The sequence below is a fragment of the Pseudomonas sp. 910_21 genome, from assembly GCF_052850735.1.
On sequence record NZ_VXCY01000013.1, the window covers coordinates 82,905 to 99,024 of the forward strand.

General features: G+C 65.5%; 15 protein-coding genes. 4 read left to right on the forward strand and 11 right to left on the reverse strand.

From position 1 onward, the window contains the following. Positions 1-77 precede the first annotated feature (77 nt). Complete coding sequence (gene hglS, locus FW796_RS30840) at positions 78-1,472, forward strand: 2-oxoadipate dioxygenase/decarboxylase HglS (RefSeq protein WP_446440622.1); 1,395 nt, start codon at positions 78-80, stop codon at positions 1,470-1,472. 145 nt (positions 1,473-1,617) lie between these two features. Beyond that, positions 1,618-3,024, forward strand: coding sequence for an FAD-binding oxidoreductase (locus FW796_RS30845; protein WP_346635715.1), 1,407 nt, complete (start codon positions 1,618-1,620; stop codon positions 3,022-3,024). A gap of 15 nt (positions 3,025-3,039) precedes the next feature. Here the strand turns inward: FW796_RS30845 and FW796_RS30850 are convergent, their stop codons facing one another. Next, the gene (locus FW796_RS30850) at positions 3,040-3,396 is read right to left on the reverse strand and encodes a hypothetical protein (RefSeq protein ID WP_317072614.1); all 357 of its coding nucleotides are present in this window, start codon (positions 3,394-3,396) and stop codon (positions 3,040-3,042) included. 208 nt (positions 3,397-3,604) lie between these two features. Between FW796_RS30850 and FW796_RS30855 the strand changes: the two genes are divergently transcribed. Next, on the forward strand, positions 3,605-3,991 hold the full coding sequence (locus FW796_RS30855) for a hypothetical protein (RefSeq protein WP_404939190.1): 387 nt from the start codon (positions 3,605-3,607) through the stop codon (positions 3,989-3,991). 337 nt (positions 3,992-4,328) lie between these two features. Here FW796_RS30855 and FW796_RS30860 read toward each other — a convergent pair whose 3' ends face one another. The 4 genes from FW796_RS30860 to FW796_RS30875 form a co-directional block, all read right to left on the reverse strand. After that, complete coding sequence (locus tag FW796_RS30860) at positions 4,329-4,916, reverse strand: hypothetical protein (RefSeq protein ID WP_404939188.1); 588 nt, start codon at positions 4,914-4,916, stop codon at positions 4,329-4,331. A gap of 104 nt (positions 4,917-5,020) precedes the next feature. Beyond that, positions 5,021-6,103 carry a lipocalin-like domain-containing protein gene (locus FW796_RS30865; protein ID WP_404939186.1) on the reverse strand — a complete coding sequence of 361 codons (1,083 nt, stop codon included), beginning with the start codon at positions 6,101-6,103 and terminating at the stop codon, positions 5,021-5,023. Further along, complete coding sequence (locus FW796_RS30870) at positions 6,093-8,573, reverse strand: ABC transporter permease (protein ID WP_446440623.1); 2,481 nt, start codon at positions 8,571-8,573, stop codon at positions 6,093-6,095. The genes FW796_RS30865 and FW796_RS30870 overlap by 11 nt, the downstream gene beginning before the upstream one ends. Position 8,574: 1 nt before the next feature. Beyond that, complete coding sequence (locus FW796_RS30875; RefSeq protein WP_346635710.1) at positions 8,575-9,243, reverse strand: ABC transporter ATP-binding protein; 669 nt, start codon at positions 9,241-9,243, stop codon at positions 8,575-8,577. Positions 9,244-9,427: 184 nt separating this feature from the next. Between FW796_RS30875 and FW796_RS30880 the strand changes: the two genes are divergently transcribed. Further along, positions 9,428-9,976 (forward strand): YniB family protein, encoded by a 549-nt coding sequence (locus tag FW796_RS30880; RefSeq protein WP_446440624.1) that lies wholly within the window; start codon positions 9,428-9,430, stop codon positions 9,974-9,976. Here FW796_RS30880 and FW796_RS30885 read toward each other — a convergent pair. The 6 genes from FW796_RS30885 to FW796_RS30910 form a co-directional block, all read right to left on the reverse strand. Further along, positions 9,950-10,801 carry a VanW family protein gene (locus FW796_RS30885; protein ID WP_404939180.1) on the reverse strand — a complete coding sequence of 284 codons (852 nt, stop codon included), beginning with the start codon at positions 10,799-10,801 and terminating at the stop codon, positions 9,950-9,952. The two genes, FW796_RS30880 and FW796_RS30885, sit on opposite strands and share 27 nt — an antisense overlap. 136 nt (positions 10,802-10,937) lie before the next feature. Then, the gene (locus tag FW796_RS30890) at positions 10,938-12,665 is read right to left on the reverse strand and encodes a PAS domain-containing hybrid sensor histidine kinase/response regulator (protein ID WP_404939178.1); all 1,728 of its coding nucleotides are present in this window, start codon (positions 12,663-12,665) and stop codon (positions 10,938-10,940) included. Further along, complete coding sequence (gene ercA / locus FW796_RS30895; protein ID WP_346635706.1) at positions 12,649-13,812, reverse strand: alcohol dehydrogenase-like regulatory protein ErcA; 1,164 nt, start codon at positions 13,810-13,812, stop codon at positions 12,649-12,651. Before ercA ends, FW796_RS30890 begins: the two co-directional genes overlap by 17 nt. A 265-nt stretch (positions 13,813-14,077) precedes the next feature. Beyond that, a complete protein-coding gene (gene pqqB, locus FW796_RS30900) occupies positions 14,078-14,992 on the reverse strand; it encodes a pyrroloquinoline quinone biosynthesis protein PqqB (protein WP_446440625.1) in 915 nt (304 codons plus the stop codon). 61 nt (positions 14,993-15,053) lie between these two features. Next, the gene (gene pqqA, locus FW796_RS30905; RefSeq protein ID WP_011060521.1) at positions 15,054-15,125 is read right to left on the reverse strand and encodes a pyrroloquinoline quinone precursor peptide PqqA; all 72 of its coding nucleotides are present in this window, start codon (positions 15,123-15,125) and stop codon (positions 15,054-15,056) included. A gap of 313 nt (positions 15,126-15,438) precedes the next feature. Beyond that, on the reverse strand, positions 15,439-16,120 hold a 682-nt coding region (locus FW796_RS30910; protein WP_446440626.1), incomplete at its 5' end, for an aldehyde dehydrogenase family protein.

Genomic DNA, 16,120 nt, shown 5'->3' on the forward strand with positions numbered 1-16,120 from the left:
GCCCCCGCAGCCCCCAGCAGAATCAAGGCCGCCCCGCCCTTTTCATGCCTCGATCCACTGTCACGGGAACCCTGTCCATGAGCAACCAGCACTTCGTCAGTCCTGATCTGATCCGCCAGGGATTTTCCCGGGCGATGTCGGATATGTACCGTGAGGAGGTGCCCCTCTACGGCGCCTTGATGGAGCTGGTGGCGCAGGTCAATGCCCAGGTCCTGGAACAGCAGCCGGCCATTGCCCGGCACTTGCAGCACAGCGGCGAACTGCAGCGCCTGGACCTGGAGCGCCACGGCGCCATCCGTGTCGGCAGCGCCGCCGAGCTGGCAACCCTGGCCCGGCTGTTCGCGGTGATGGGCATGCAGCCGGTGGGCTACTACGACCTGACCCCCGCCGGGGTGCCGGTGCACTCCACGGCCTTTCGCGCGGTGCATGAAGAGGCCCTGCACGTCAGCCCGTTCCGGGTCTTCACCTCGTTGCTGCGCCTGGAACTGATCGACAACCTCGAACTGCGGCGCTTTACCGAACAGGTGCTGGCCCGGCGTTCGATCTTCACCCCCAAAGTGCTGGAACTGATCGAACAGGCCCACGCCCAGGGTGGCCTGGATGACCGCGATGCCCAACGCTTCATTCAGGAAGCCCTGGAGACCTTCCGCTGGCACCACCACGCCACAGTGACCGCCGCCCAGTACGCCAGCCTCAGCGCCCAGCACCGGTTGATCGCCGATGTGGTGGCGTTCAAGGGCCCGCACATCAATCACCTGACCCCGCGGACCCTGGATATCGATGAAGTGCAACGGCTGATGCCCGAGCACGGCATCACCCCCAAGGCGGTGATCGAGGGTCCGCCCCGCCGGGCGTGCCCGATCCTGCTGCGCCAGACCAGCTTCAAGGCCCTGGAGGAAAGCGTGGCCTTCACCGACCAGGACCTGCGCCAGGGCAGCCACAGCGCCCGCTTCGGCGAGATCGAACAACGCGGCGCGGCACTGACGCCCAAGGGCCGGGCCCTCTACGACCGCCTGCTGAACGCGGCCCGCGACGCCCTGGGAGACTTCCCCAGCGAGAGCAATGCCCAGCGCTACAACCAGCTGATGCAGGCGCACTTCGACGAGTTCCCCGACAACCACGACGCCATGCGTGAACAGGGCCTGGCCTATTTCCGCTACTTCGTCAGCGACGCCGGACTGGCGGCGCGCAACCAGCCCCAGCGGCCCACCACCTTGTCAGCGTTGCTGGCGGCCGGGCACCTGCGGGCCGAACCCCTGGTGTATGAGGACTTCCTGCCAGTGAGCGCCGCCGGGATCTTCCAGTCCAACCTGGGGGACGACAGCCAGAGCCACTACGCCGCACACTCCAACCGCCAGGCCTTCGAAACGGCCCTGGGCCGCGCCACCCTGGATGAGTTGCAGCTCTACGCCCAGACCCAGCAGCGCTCCCTGGAGCAATGCGCCGCCAGCCTGGGCCTGCCTGCGCTCTGAGCCCTGTCCGGCATCGGCCTTGCGGGTCGATGCCGTCTCCCCTGCCGTCGTTTCCCCCCATGGTCATGGCCTGGCCGGAGCGCTATTCTGCCGTCACTTGCGCCCGAACCCGCGGCGCGCCACCACCAAGGATGGACACGGCGACATGAGATTCGCGACCGCCCTGCTTTTATGCTGTGCCCTCGGCGCAGCGCTGAGCACCCACGCAGCAGAAACCGTCAACGACATCACCCAGCTCAACCCCATCGTGGTGGACCAGGTGGCCCGCCCCACCACCCTGGAGCAGATCGTCAAACTGGTGGCCGAACACCCTGGCCCCATCGCCATTGGCGGCGGCCGCTACAGCATGGGCGGCCAGACCGCCACCGAGCATGCCTTGCAGATCGATATGCGCGGCTTCGACCGGGTGCTCGGCTTCTCCCGGGAGCACAAGGAAATCACCGTGCAGCCCGGTATCACCTGGCGCGCCCTGCAGAGTTTCATCGACCCCTACGATCTGTCCGTGAGCATCATGCAGAGCTACGCCAATTTCACCGTCGGCGGCGCCCTGAGCGTCAACGCCCATGGCCGCTACGTCGGCTATGGACCGCTGGTGACCTCGGTGAAATCCATCAAGCTGGTGCTGGCCGACGGCCAGGTGGTCGAGGCCAGCCCCCACAGCAACGCCGAACTGTTCTACGGCGCCATCGGCGGCTACGGCGGCCTCGGGGTGATAGTCGAAGCCACCTTGCGCCTGAGCGACAACGTGCGCCTGCTGCGCAGCTTCGAAGAAATGCCCCTGAGCGACTACCGCCCCTACTTCCTCGCCCAGGTCGAGCACAACCCCAAGGTCATTCTGCATAACGCCGTGCTCTACCCCGACCAGTACCAGACCCTGCGCGCGGTTTCCTACAGCCAGACCGACCTGCCGGTAACGGTCAAGGAACGCCTCACGCCCCTGGACCAGAACTACTGGAAAGAACAGAAAGCCCTGAAAGTGGTGAGCCAATGGCCCGGGGGCAAGACCCTGCGCCAAGAGGTGATCGACCCCCTGGTGCTGAAGAAGCCCCAAGTGTCCTGGCGCAACCACGAAGCCAGCCTCGACGTGCGTGAACTGGAACCCGGCTCCCGGGCCAAGCGCACCTACGTGCTGCAGGAATACTTCGTACCCCCCGACCAGCTGGAAAGCTTCGTCGCTGAAATGGGCGCGACCCTGCGGGCGCACAAGGTCAATGTGATCAACCTGTCGATCCGCCACGCCAAGGCCGACCCCGGCACCCTGTTGGCCTGGGCCAAGACCGAGGTCTTCGCCCTGGTGCTGTACTACCAGCAGAGCACCGCGCAGGCCGAGCGCAATGAGGTCGGCGAATGGACCCGCGCCCTGGTGGACAGCGCCATCAAGCGCGGCGGCAGCTACTACTTGCCCTATCAGATCCACGCCACCGCGCAGCAGTTTCGGGCGGCCTATCCGCGGGCGGGGGAGTTTCTGGCGCTGAAGGCGCGGGTCGATCCGCACAACAAGTTTCGCAACAAGCTATGGGATGCCTACGGCAGCGACACCCGCAACCAATAGGTCGCACTCCGGGGCTCAACGGGCCCCGGACTTGTCGTCGGCCAGCACCTTGCGTTGCTGCAGGTAAATCACCCCGTCGCCGTCAAAGGCGATCACATCGTCAGCGCTGAACGGAGCACCGCCGCCGTGCTCATGCCGCAGCCAGCCCTCGGACCACAGGTCGCCGCTTTCATAACGCATCTGGACGAAGTAGTAAGGCGCTTCGCTGCGGGTGACTTCAACGTAGTACCCACCATCGACACCGCCCTGCCACCGGGCTAGGGGATGTTCCGGCAATGTGTGCACGGCTTCTTTGAAAGGGCTCGTCCAGGCAATCCCGAGGGCAACCAGTATCAGCGTCAGTGCGCCGATCGACATGAGAAAACGCTTCAACCAGATCAATCCAGGATCTCCACTACCATCCACCTCCGCGAGCGGTCCCGCGGAGCAGTCGGCCATTTTGTTGAAGGCCCCGCGACTGCGCAATGAAAAACCGTGGGCACTTGCCAGACGCCGGCAGAGCCTTCAGCCTTGCCCGGCGCGGCAACCGCGCAAACAGCTTGGCGCCACTCCCATTCACTGCCTATCGGGAAACCCTGGCATGCGTATCACCCTGACGGATATCCACCTCACTGCAGCGCAAGACCTCTGCGTCGGCTTCTCCAGTGCCTTCGGCAACGGCCGCGGCCACTGGTTGGGGCCCCGGCCGCAGGTCGGGCAAGACTATGAAGTGGAACTGAGCCTGGAAGACGAATTCAGCTGGAATGACAACCTGGAGCCCTGTACCCACGGCCCGGCCCGCCTGCACTGGGACCAGGGGGCCTTGCAAGTCAGCGGGCACCTGGTTCGGGTCGAGGAAGAGGGTGTCGCGGCTCTGGCAATAGGCCAATCGATCGTCCTTCTGTCCCTTCTGGGCGGCCCCGAGTGCACACCCCAGTGGGTCAGCCTCCGCGCCCGCCAGGTCAGCCTGCAGCCCATTGCCCTTTGAGCGCCCACGACGAACCACGGCGCAGCACAGCAAACCTGCCGGGGAGTGTTTGAATGGGAGGCCGAGCGCCTTTCAAGGGCTCGAAAAACGCAGGACGCGACAGTCACAAAACGCAGTGCTCGCAGGATACGGCAGTCGCAGTACAGGACTCAGGGAGGGTGTTCGCCCAGTGCTCTGGCCTTGGCAATCCATGCACCGGTAAAGAGCCCTTGCACCGGGCGAACGATTGGCATTCTAGTGCAACTGAGGGGGAAAGTCCGTGAGCAGATTCTGAATAAAACTGGACACCAGCATTATCCGCAACTCCCGGAGCAATACGCCCCCCAGCCCTGCCGCATCAGCCCTCGTTGGCGGTGGTGACCTGCAGGATATCGGTGTAGGTCACCAGTACGCTCTGACCGACCTTGAGGTCCTTGAGGCGCTGCTGGACTTCGGGTTTCTCCACGCTCACTACTTTCTTGTTGCCCGCCGGGCCTTCGAAGGTCAGCTGGTTCTTCTTCAGATCGATGTCGGTGATCTTCAGTTGCACCTGCACCTGGCGATACGCCGCGCCGCCCGGGTGGGGATTGTCCGCCGTGGCGCGCACCACACCGGTGGATTCGGCAGCCTCCGGCTTGCCTTTGTGCACATCGGTATCCAGCACCGCCACCACCGAGTGGGTCACGGTGACCTTGACCTGATCGCCGCTCTTCAAATGCCCCAGGTCCTTGGCCTGGTCACTGAGTTGCACATGCACCGGCTTGCCACCGGCGCCCTCCAGCACCACCTGATGCTTGGCGGCATCCACCGAGATGACCTTGGTCACCAGTTGGTCGGCTTCAATGGCGCCCGACAGCGGGATATCCGCAGCGTGGGCGCTGAGGCTGGCAGCACCGAGCACAGTGGCCAGGGCGATGGCGCGGGTCAGGGTATTGAGGGTTTTCATGGTTCGACCTTCCTTAGTGGTTGAAAAAACCTGTCCGTGGGTTCAGACCAGGCCCCTGAGCATAGACGCCTTGACGGCTTTCACCGGGAAGAACGCCCTCCCCCTCAATACCCAGTCATCTCCAGGTAACCGCTGCCGCTGTGACTGCCGCTCAAGTGCACAGGCCCCTCCCAGTAAGGAATGCTCAGGTTCATCCAGGCCTGGGGATTGAGCGCTCGGGTGTTGATGTCCAGCCCCTTGTCGGGGATCTGCAAGTGCCAGGACGTAGGCAGGCGACGCCCCAGTACCTGGGAATAGTCCACCGGGGTCATGCGGATCTGCTCGCGCCCCAGGCTCTGGGTATGGCCATCGGCGCTGATCCAGGTGCCGGTGATGTAAGGCGCGCGATTGTTTTCCCGCACCTGGAACAGCATCAAGCGTTCACCGTTGTCCAGGTGCAGGGAGAACCAGTCCCAGCCGGTCTGGTCGGCGGCCAGGGGCTGGCTGCTCCACTCCCGATCGAGCCACGCCGGGCCGCTGACCTCATAGTGTTGGCCGTCGATCTGCAACTGCCCCGACGCCTGGAAGAACGGCTGGCTGTAGTAATAGGACGCCTGGCCCTGGTCCGACTTGCGGCTGTAGCCGCCCGCGCCCTGCAGCACCAGAGGCTGGCTGCTGGACAGGTGCAACCGATAGGCGAACCCCGGCCCGCTGGCCTGCACCTGCATCTGTGCCAGGGGATTGTCCCCGGCGGACAGGCTGGTGAAACGCCAGTCATCGATCCAGGCCTGGAACGGCTGCGCCGTGACCCCGGCCTGCCCCACCCCGCCCCGGGCAAAACGCTCGGCGGCATGGTGACTGTTGGCCGAAGTGGCCGCCGCGTGCCCCAGCCAGACCAGCGGTGCGCCCCAGCCCGGCTGCTCGGGCGCGGCGCGCAAGGCGCTGCGAAACAGCGTCCATTGCACGCCGAAATGCCGGCCTTGGGCGTCCTTCAGGTCGGCGGTCAGGTACCACCACTCGATGCGAAAACCGTCGTGGGGGCCATGATCGGCAGGAAAGCTGAACCTGCGCCCCGGCAGCACCGGGGTAAAGGCCGAGGCCTCATTGCCCAGCCCGGCGAAACCCTGGGGCGCCGCGGCGTCCTGGTCGCAGCCGGCCAGCGCCAGGGCCAGAAGCAGCAGCGACAGCCACCGGCAATCAATCTTCATGGGCAAAGGTCCTCAGCAAATCCGCCGGTTGTGCACGGTACAGCTTGAACAGCGGCCAGGCCGAGGCCGCCAGAGTGGCCAGCATGGCCAAGCCCAGCAGTTGCAGGAGCTGCCATGGAAACACCCGCAACGGCAGGCTCCAGCCAAAGGCCTGGACATTGATCACGCTGTTCAGGCACCCGGCCAGGACAATCCCCAGGGGCAACGCCAGCATCAGGGTGAGCACCGCCAACAGCCAGGTCTGCCCGAGGTTCAGCAGCATCAACTGGCGCCGGCCCACCCCCAGGGCCCAGAGTGGCGCCAACTGCCCCAGGCGGCTCTGGCTCTGGGTCAGCAAGCTGATGAACAGCGCCACGCCGGACACCCCCAGGGTCAGGCTATTGAGCGCCGCCGTGGCGGCGAAGGTGCGCTCGAAGACCTGCAGTGACCAGCCCTTGAGCCGGGCCTGATCGATGATCCGGCTGTCGTCCAGGTGAAACTGCTGTTGCAGCGCACCGATCAGCGGCGCAACCGCACCCGGTTCCAGGCGCAGGTTGAAACGGCTCGGCGCCAGCTGCGGCCAATGCTCCAGCAGGTGCTGCACATTCACCAGCAAGTGCCCCTTGGGATTACCGTAGTCGGCATAGATCCCCACCACCTGGGGCGCCCAGTGCCCGGCAGGCACCGCCAGTTCCAGGCGATCCCCCAGGCGGACCTTGAGCCGCCGGGCTAACTGCTCGCTGAGCATCAGGCTGTCGTGCGCCGCCAACTGCGCCCAGGGATCGGGCCCCAGGGCCTCCAGCAATGGCCAATGCTGGCGATAGCTCGGATGGTCGATCACCCCGTACAGGTCCGCCGGCCAGCCCTGAACCTGCAACGCCACCTGCCAGCTGGGCAGCACCGCCGCTACCTGGGGCTGACGCGGCAGCCAGTCCAGCAGTTGCCGGGCCTGTTCGGGACTTTGCGGGTTGACGTAAAGCTCGGCGCTCAGGCGCTGCTCCAGCCAGTCGTTGAAGGTCTGGCGAAAACCGGCGGTCATGCTGCCGGCGCCGATGTTCGCCGCCAGGGCCAGGAGCAAGGCCATCAAGGCCAGGCTCAGGGCCGGCAACTGCTGCCGGCAATCGGCGAGAAACCACTGCCCCAGCACCCCGCGACTGCGCCCCAGCAAACGGCCCAGCACGGCATTGAGCAGCACCGGCAAGCCCAGGGCCGCCGCCAGCAGCAAAGCCGCCATCAGCACGAAACCGCTGGCCAGACTGTCACCCCAACGCCACGCCGCCAGGGCGACGAACAACGCCAGAGAGGCAATCCAGCCCTGGCGCCGCAACCAGCGGGCATGGGCCTGATGCCAGGCCTGGGGGTTGGCCAGGGCCAGCAACGGCAGGCGCGCCGCCCGTAACAGACTGGCGCCACCGGCCAGCAAGGCCCCCAGCAGACTGAGGCCGATGCCGCTGAACCACCACCAGGGACTCAGGCTCAACTGCCCCGGCACTTGCGCGCCGTACAAGCCCCGCAGGCTGGCGGCCACGTCCGGCAGCAACAGCCCGGCCAGCAGGTAGCCGCTGACCACCCCAGCCACACCGCCCAACAGCGCCAGCCCTCCCAGCTCTACGCTCAGGCAGCCGATCAGCAGCCGTGCACTGATCCCGCAGGCACGCAGGGTGCGCAGCAAACCGCGCCGCTGCTCCAGGGCCAGGCCGATGGCGGCATGCACGATAAACAGCCCCACCACAAAGGAGAGAAATCCCAGGGCATCCAGGTTCAGGTGAAAGCTTTCGGTCAGGCGCGCCAGGTCGCTCTGTGCTTCGCCCTGACGCAGCACCAGTTGCCCCGCCAGTGCCGCCGGCAGTGGCGGCGCCTGGGCGGCAAAGTCCTTGGGCAGCAGCAAGCGGCTCAACTGCCCGGGCTGGCCTAGCACCTGCTGGGCAAAGCCGATGTCCATCAACAGCAGCCCCGGGGCCATGTCCGCCCGCGCCCGCAGCGGCGGCAAACGCTGGCCATCCAGTACCTGGGGTTGCCCGCCCTCTTGGACGCCCAGGCTGGCCAGAGTCTGCGGCGCCAGCCAGGTGGTGCCCGGCGCACTGAAGAACTCGACCATCTGTTGCAGCCCAAGGACCTGCCCGGCCACCGCGGAGCTGGCGGGCAGCGATAACGGCTCGATGCCCATCACTTGCAGGGGCTGGTCCGGGTGATCCTTGAGCAGCACCCGCCCCTGGAGCACCGGCGACACCGGCCAGCCGGCACGGCGCAGGTCGACGAACCACTGCTGGGAAAAACTCGCGTCATTGGCGCTGCTCAGGCTGGCCTGGGGCTCGCCGCCGATCAACTGGCTGGCCCGGGCATAGCTGTCCCGGGCCTGACTGTTGAGGGCCAGGACCCCGGTCAACAGGCTGGTGGCCAGCCAGAGTCCGGTGAGCACACTGAAAAACTGCACCGGATGCTGACGCCAGTGGCTCAGCAGCGCCTGCATCGCTGTGGCAAAGACCCGCATCTCAACCCCCGACCGGGTCGGCCAGACGACCGCGTTGCAGCACCACCGTCTGTTGCAGGCGGCTGGCCACCCGCTGGCTATGGGTGACCATCAACAAGCTGGTGGGGCTGTCGGCCAGGAGTTCCAGTAACAGCTGCAACACCTCGTCGCTGGTGGCCTCGTCGAGGCTGCCGGTGGGCTCATCCGCCAACAGCAGCCCGGGCTTGGAGGCCAGGGCCCGACCCAGGGCGACCCGCTGCTGCTGACCGCCGGAGAGCTGCTCGGGGTAACGCCGCAGCAAGTCTCCCAAGCCCAGGCGCTCCACCAACTGCGCCTGCCACAGGGAATCGAAACGTCCGGCCAGGCGCGCCTGGAAGCTCAGGTTGTCCTCGACCCGCAGGCTGCTGATCAGGTTGAACTGCTGGAACACCAGGCCCACTTCAGTACGGCGCCAGTGGGCCAGCTGGTGTTCGTTCATCTGCTCCAGGCAGTGCTCGCCAATGCGGATGCTGCCGCGATCGACCTTGTCCAGCCCCGCCACCAGATGCAGCAGGGTGCTCTTGCCGCTGCCCGACTCGCCCATCAGCGCCAGGCTGCTGCCCTGCCCCAGGTGCAAATCGACACCCTGCAGCACCGCCAGCGGCCCCTGGGGCGTGGCGTAGCTCTTGAACACTCCTTGTACTTCAAGCATGGGCTGACTCGTCCGACCTGAGAGGGGAGCCAAGGATAACCCGTGTCGCCCCCGGACTTGCGCAAACCTTCACCGCCCACAGGCCGTCAGGAGCTCTGCGACCGATGGACGACTACTGGCCCCTATCGTCCAGCCGCCACGAAATATAGTATTGCGCCCCTTTTCTTCATCGCAGGAAGCACCCATGACCTACACCAGGGCCCAATTGCAGTACCGGCTGTACATCGCCGCAGGCGCACTGTTGTTTGCCGGTGCCTTGATCTCGACCTTTTTCTCGACCCTGAAAATGCTCTATTGGCGCCTGGACAGCTACACCGCCATGGCCTCGACCATCAATCGCCCGATCAAATACTTCGTGTACCAGGTCAATGCCAATACCCAGCCGCTGAACTGGTTCTGGGACAACAGCCCGACCCCCAGCTTCATCGACCTGAGCTACTCCTCCCACTGGAAGTTCCTGGTGATCTACCTTCTGATCTTCGTCGGCGCGGCGCTGTTCGCCACGGGCCGGGGGATGATCCGCAAGGTCGAAGAGGTCGAGCCGCTGATCGAAGCCCAGCTCAACGCCCCGGTCGAGGAAGGCGTGCCCCCCAAGACCCTGCAACAGCTGGAGGATTCGACCCTGGTGGGCAAGGCGCCATCGTTCTTCAGCCAGACCCGCCTGCTGGTGCTCTGGCCCCTGGGCTGTGCGGCGGTCTACCTGGGCCTACTGTGGATGCTGGGCATCATCTGAGCCCGGCGCCGACTGATCGAGCAGCGCCTCGGCCACCGGGTACTTGACCACCACCCGGTTGCGATACAGGCACTCCTGACGCAACAGCACAGCGTCCTGCCCCTTGGTGCGGATGTCGCGCCAGATCTGGTTCTCCCGGTACACCCGGGCACCCTCACGAACAAAGCGATGGGCCCGCTGGTAAACGTGATAGCGATGCTCGCGCGGCTGCTCGCAGAGCAGCTCGCCTTCCAGCTGTTGCGCGCCGACCTGCAGCTTGAGCTGCAAGGTCTGGGGCCCGGGGTTGTACAGCACCAGATCAATGTAGTTGTAGAAGATCGCCGCCCCGGAACCGAAGGGCAGCACCCGACCCTCGTCGGGGAACGGGTCGAAGCTGTGGTTGGCCCGTTCCACCACCTCAAGCGGCGAGTGAATCGCCATCCAGTGGATCAGGTTGCTCAACTGGCAGATGCCACCACCGATGCCGCTGCGCGCCTCGCCGAACGACAACTCCATGCCCTCGACAAAACCGCGCTCGCGACTGGGCCGGCCCACCAGTTTGCAGAAAGAAAAATACTCCCCAGGGGCGATGCGCACGCCATCGATGCAGGCCACCGCCAGCCTGAGGTTGATCACCTTGTTGTGCTGCAGCGCCAGGTCGGAGTCGCCCAGGGTGCGAATCAGTTTCGAGGTGTGCTTGATCAGGCGATGGGGCAAGCGCGGGCTGTCGGCCTCGGGCCGGGCATAACGGCGCCCGGAAAAGCGCCAGGCCAGGTGACGCATCAGGCGCTTCTGACGTACTCGCATCCAGTACAGCAGCGGGTGGTACGAGGACAAGGGTTTCATCGATGGCTAAACGGCGGCCCGGCGCGACGGCGCAGGAACCGGCTTCGTCCTTGAAAAAAAGAGCGGCATCTTAGCTGCAAGCCTGAACCCATACTAGAAGCCCCACACTAGAGAGCCTTGTGCCAGAGGCCTCGCCCTACCCCAGCAACTGACTGAGCACGGCCCGTAGCTTGCCCGGCTTCACCGGCTTGTTGAGCAGCGGCGCCCCCAGCTGCTGCAAGGCCCGGCGACACGGGTCGCTGCGGTCGGCGGTGATGATCACCGCCGGCAGTGGCTGCTGGAAGTGCTCACGCAGCTGCTGCACCACCTCGCAGCCGGTCACCCCGTGATCCAGGTGAAAATCCGCCAGGATCAGTTCCGGCGCCCGCCCCTGGAGCACCGCCAGGGCCGCAGCCTGATCGGTGGCGGTAAGCACTTCGCAACCCCACTGCCCGAGCAGCGCGGCCATGCTCTCGAGGATGCTCAGCTCGTTGTCCAGCACCAGCAAACGCCGGCCCGGCAGCGGGTTGCCGGTGCCCGGCTGCGGTGCCTGCAAGCTGATGGGCAATGGCACCCGTTCCGCCAGGGGCACCTCGATGCTGAACCGTGAGCCCCGTCCTGGCCGCGACTGCACCTGCACCCGATAGCCGAGGATCTTGGCGATACGCTCGACGATGGCCAACCCCAGACCAACCCCTTTGCGGTCGGCGGCACGGCCCACATCCAGCTGATTGAACTCCAGGAAGATCGACTCCAGCCGGTCGGCGGCAATGCCGCGCCCGGTGTCCCACACCTCCAGCCGCAGCTGATCGCCGCGACGGCGCGCTGCCAGCAGGATGCTGCCGCGTTCGGTGTAACGGCAGGCATTACTGAGAAAATTGCGCAGAATCCGGGTCATCAGCCGCAGGTCGGTGAACAGGGCGAAATCACCGAACCGTACTCGCAGATCCAGGCCCGCGGCCTCGGCCACCGACTGGAACTCCGACACCAGCGGCGCGAGCATTTCATCCAGGCGATAAGCCGCCAGGTCCGGCTTGACCGCCGCCTGATCGAGCTTGGAGATGTCCAGCAGATCGGTGAGCAGGTCCTCGGCACCCTCCAGGGCCTGGTGGGTGCGTTCCACCAGCAGTTGCTCGGCGGCCGGCAGGCGCCGCTCGCGCAAGGTGGAGATCAACAGGCGCGCGGCATTCAGGGGTTGCAGCAGGTCGTGGCTGGCGGCGGCCAGGTACTTGTCCTTGCTGCGATTGGCCGCCTCGGCGGCGTCCCGGGCATCCCGCAGGTCGCACTCGATACGTTCGCGCCGGGCGATCTGCTGCTGCAGGTTGCGGTTGGCTTCCAGCAACTCATCGGTGCGCGCGGCGACCCGCTGCTCCAGCTGGTCGTTGAGCTGTTCCAGATGCTGCTGGGCCAGCTTGCGTTCGGTGATGTCGGCGACGAAACCTTCCACCAGCCCGTCCTGGTCCGGCTTGAGCAGCAGGTTCATCAGCACATCGATGCTGCTGCCGTCCTTGCGCCGCAGCTGGGTTTCATAACCCAACAGGCTGCGCTGGCGCTGCAGCTGCTCGCCGATGGCCGCCAGTTCCGCAGCGCCACCCACGAACAGATTGCCGGCCAGGTCGGCCAGGGAGAACAGCACTTCCTGCGGGTCCTGATAACCCAGCATGCGCGCCAGGGCCGGGTTGGCCGCGCGCAGGCCGGCCTGCAGGCTGGCCTGGAAGATCCCGTGCACTGCGTGCTCGAACAGCCATTTGTAGCGGTTGCGCTCGGTTTCCAGGTCCTCCAGGCGCGCCGCGAGTTCCGGGTAATGGCTCTTGCGCGCGGAGTGGTTGCCCAGCCCCAAGAGCCCGGCCAGGGCCCGTTGCTGGTCGTCAGAGGGCCTCGCCATAGACCACCTCGACGTCACGCTGGCTGGATTCGCGCGGGTTGGTGAGGATGCACGGATCGTCCATCGCATGCTGGGACAGGAACGGAATATCGCTGCTGCTGACCCCATGCAGGCCCAGGGTTTCGTGGAAGCCGATGGCGCGCTTGAGGGCGATCAGGTGCTCCACCAGACGCCCGCAGATCTGCCGCTGGTTGAGCCCGCGGCAGTCGATGCCGAAGGTCTCGGCAATCACCTTGAAGCGCTCCGGCGCCGAGCTGTAGTTGAAGGCCACCACATGCTCCACCAGCACCGCGTTGCACAGGCCGTGGGGCAGGTCGAGAAAGCCCCCCAGGCTGTGGGACATGGCATGCACCGCACCGAGAATCGCGTTGGAGAACGCCAGCCCGGCCTGCATGCTGCCGAGCATGATCTTCTCCCGCAGGGCGATGTCCCCGGGGTTGGCGATCATCTGCACCAGGTTGCCGTTGATCAGACGCATGGCTTCCAGGGCATGGGGATCGGTGAGCGGCCCGTGGCCGGTGGAGACGAACGCCTCGATGGCATGCACCAGGGCGTCGATGCCGGTGCAGGCGGAGAGGAACGGGTCCATGCCCTGAGTGGTTTCCGGGTCGATCAACGACACATCCGGCACCACCGCCTTGCTGACGATGGAGAACTTCATCCGTTCCTGCTGGTTGGAGATGATCACGAACTGCGAGACGTCCGCCGAGGTGCCGGCGGTGGTGGGAATCATGATCAAGGGCGGGCTCGGCACGCGGATCATGTCCACCCCCTCGAACTCGAGGATGCTGCGCCCGTGGGCCACCACGATGCCAATGCCCTTGCCGCAATCCATCGGGCTGCCGCCGCCGACGGCGACGATCACGTCGCAGGCGTTTTCGCGGTAGACCTCGGCGCCCTGCATCACCTCCTCCACCCGCGGGTTGGGCGACACCTGGCTGTACAGGCAATAGTCGACTCCCTGGGCCTGGAGACTGGCCTCGACGTCGGCGACCCAACCGGCGGCGATCACCCCGGGGTCGCTGACCACCAGGACCTTGCGCGCGCCGAAGGTCTTCGCATAGTTGCCGACGTTATGCCGGCAACCGGCACCAAAGATGATTTCCGGGGACACGAACTTGCGCAGCAGACTGAGATTCTGGCTCATGGGGGAAGCCTGTTTTCTTATTGTTCTGGAAGGAGAACGCCAGCCTAAAGCATCCGTTGCTGAAAGCAATCCGACCATCGGCTGGGGTGATCCGGACCCTGCCTGCATCCCCCCTGCAGGAGCCGGCTTGCCGGCGAAGGCAATCTTGCAGCCCCACGCATTGTAGGAGCCGGCTTGCCGGCGAAGGCGGTCTGCGGGCCCCTTCGCCAGCAAGCTGGCTCCTACGGTATGTAGCGTACGGCGTGCGGTGCATGCGCTGTGCAGATCAGAGGTGAATATCCATGCCGTCGTACGCCACTTCGATGCCACGGCGGGCCAGTTGCGCACGTTCGGCGGAGTCTTCGTCGAGGATCGGGTTGGTGTTGTTGATGTGGATCAGCACCTTGCGCGCCCGGGGAAAACGCTCCAGCACTTCAAGCATGCCGCCGGGGCCGCTTTGCGCCAGATGGCCCATTTCGCTGCCCAGCTTGTCGCCGACGCCACAGATGCGCATTTCATCGTCGCGCCACAGGGTGCCGTCCACCAGCAGGCAGTCGGCGCGATCCATCCACGCCAGCAAGGCCTCATCCACCTGCCCCAGCCCCGGGGCATAGAACAGGCTGGCGCCGCTGCGCCGATCCTCGATGAACAGGCCGATATTGTCCCCCGGATGCGGGTTGCCGCGATGGGGCGAATACGGCGGCGCGCTGCTGCGCAGGGCAATGGCCCGCAAGGCGAGGTCCGGGCAGGCCGGCAAGCTGAACTCACGGCCGTCGAGGTGGATCGGTTGCCACTCAAGGCCACCGTTCCAGTGGCTGAGCATGTTGAACAAGGGGAAGCCACTGCAGAGGTCCTGGTGGACCATCTCGGTGCACCAGACTTGATGCGGACAGCCCTCGCGCAGGCTGAGCAGCCCCGTGCAATGGTCGATCTGGCTGTCCAGCAGAATCACCCCGGCCAGGGCCGTGTCCCGCAGCTGCCGGGCCGGTTGCAGCACCGGGAACGCCTCCAGCTGTTGGCGAATATCCGGCGATGCATTGCACAGAATCCAGTCGCTGCCGTGGTCACTCAGGGCAATGGACGATTGGGTGCGGCGCTCGGCGCGCAGGCTGCCGTCGCGCACCCCGGCGCAGTGGCGGCAGTTGCAGTTCCACTGGGGAAAACCGCCACCCGCCGCGGAACCGAGAATGCGGATATGCATGACGTGCTCCAGAAGGGCAAAAGACTCCGGCCAACACCAGGAGCGGCCGGAGTGGGACGGCTCAGCGGTTGGCGAAGTACATGGTCACTTCAAAGCCAATGCGCAGATCGGTGTACGCGGGTTTATGCCACATGGGTCAAGCCTCTTGTTGTGCCGGGGGATTCCGGTAGAGGCATTAATGCACGGGAGGCGCGGGGGCCGAATGCTACTTTGGGACGAGCCGGCGGGGTGCATTGGTAGGGGGAGATTGGGGGCTGGTCTTGCGGGCCTCTTCGCCAGCAAGCTGGCTCCTACAGGGATGGCGGTGGTGCGGGCTTGCCCGGTAGGGGGCGCGCATCGCGTGCTGTGCCCACAACGCACACGGGGAGGTGCCCACCCATGAGCCCTCCCCGTGTCCGTCCCGCACAAGCGCGGTGGCACCCAACCACCGCGCCCGATCCAGCCCCTTAGAAGAAGCCCAGGGGATTGATGTCGTAGCTCACCAGCAGGTTCTTGGTCTGCTGGTAGTGGTCGAGCATCATCTTGTGAGTCTCGCGACCCACGCCGGATTTCTTGTAGCCACCGAACGCGGCGTGGGCCGGGTACAGGTGGTAGCAGTTGGTCCACACGCGACCGGCCTTGATCGCCCGGCCCATGCGGTAGGCGCGGTTGATGTCACGGGTCCAGAGCCCGGCGCCCAGGCCGAACTCGCTGTCGTTGGCAATCGCCAGGGCTTCGGCTTCGTCCTTGAAGGTGGTCACGCCCACCACCGGGCCAAAGATCTCTTCCTGGAACACGCGCATCTTGTTGTGGCCCTTGAGCAGGGTCGGCTGGATGTAATAGCCGCTGGACAGGTCACCTTCCAACAGCTCGGCGGCGCCACCGGTGAGCAGTTCGGCGCCCTCCTCCTGGGCGATCTGCAGGTAGGACAGAATCTTCTCGTACTGCTGCTGGGACGCTTGGGCGCCGACCATGGTTTCGGTGTCCAGGGGGTTACCGCGCTTGATCTTGACGATCTTCTTCATCACCTCGGCCATGAATGGCTCGTAGATCGATTCCTGGACCAGGGCCCGGGACGGGCAGGTGCAGACTTCACCCTGGTTGAAGAACGCCAGCACCAGGCCTTCGGCAGCCTTTTCGATGAATTTG

What these genes read in the sequence shown, in the direction of transcription:
- FW796_RS30875 (WP_346635710.1), bottom strand. Translation starts at nt 9,243, where the DNA reads ATGCTTGAAGTACAAGGAGTGTTCAAGAGCTACGCCACGCCCCAGGGG.
- FW796_RS30845 (WP_346635715.1), top strand. Translation starts at nt 1,618, where the DNA reads ATGAGATTCGCGACCGCCCTGCTTTTATGCTGTGCCCTCGGCGCAGCG.
- ercA (WP_346635706.1), bottom strand. Translation starts at nt 13,812, where the DNA reads ATGAGCCAGAATCTCAGTCTGCTGCGCAAGTTCGTGTCCCCGGAAATC.
- FW796_RS30860 (WP_404939188.1), bottom strand. Translation starts at nt 4,916, where the DNA reads ATGAAAACCCTCAATACCCTGACCCGCGCCATCGCCCTGGCCACTGTG.
- FW796_RS30870 (WP_446440623.1), bottom strand. Translation starts at nt 8,573, where the DNA reads ATGCGGGTCTTTGCCACAGCGATGCAGGCGCTGCTGAGCCACTGGCGT.
- FW796_RS30855 (WP_404939190.1), top strand. Translation starts at nt 3,605, where the DNA reads ATGCGTATCACCCTGACGGATATCCACCTCACTGCAGCGCAAGACCTC.
- FW796_RS30880 (WP_446440624.1), top strand. Translation starts at nt 9,428, where the DNA reads ATGACCTACACCAGGGCCCAATTGCAGTACCGGCTGTACATCGCCGCA.
- FW796_RS30890 (WP_404939178.1), bottom strand. Translation starts at nt 12,665, where the DNA reads ATGGCGAGGCCCTCTGACGACCAGCAACGGGCCCTGGCCGGGCTCTTG.
- FW796_RS30885 (WP_404939180.1), bottom strand. Translation starts at nt 10,801, where the DNA reads ATGAAACCCTTGTCCTCGTACCACCCGCTGCTGTACTGGATGCGAGTA.
- pqqB (WP_446440625.1), bottom strand. Translation starts at nt 14,992, where the DNA reads ATGCATATCCGCATTCTCGGTTCCGCGGCGGGTGGCGGTTTTCCCCAG.
- hglS (WP_446440622.1), top strand. Translation starts at nt 78, where the DNA reads ATGAGCAACCAGCACTTCGTCAGTCCTGATCTGATCCGCCAGGGATTT.
- FW796_RS30865 (WP_404939186.1), bottom strand. Translation starts at nt 6,103, where the DNA reads ATGAAGATTGATTGCCGGTGGCTGTCGCTGCTGCTTCTGGCCCTGGCG.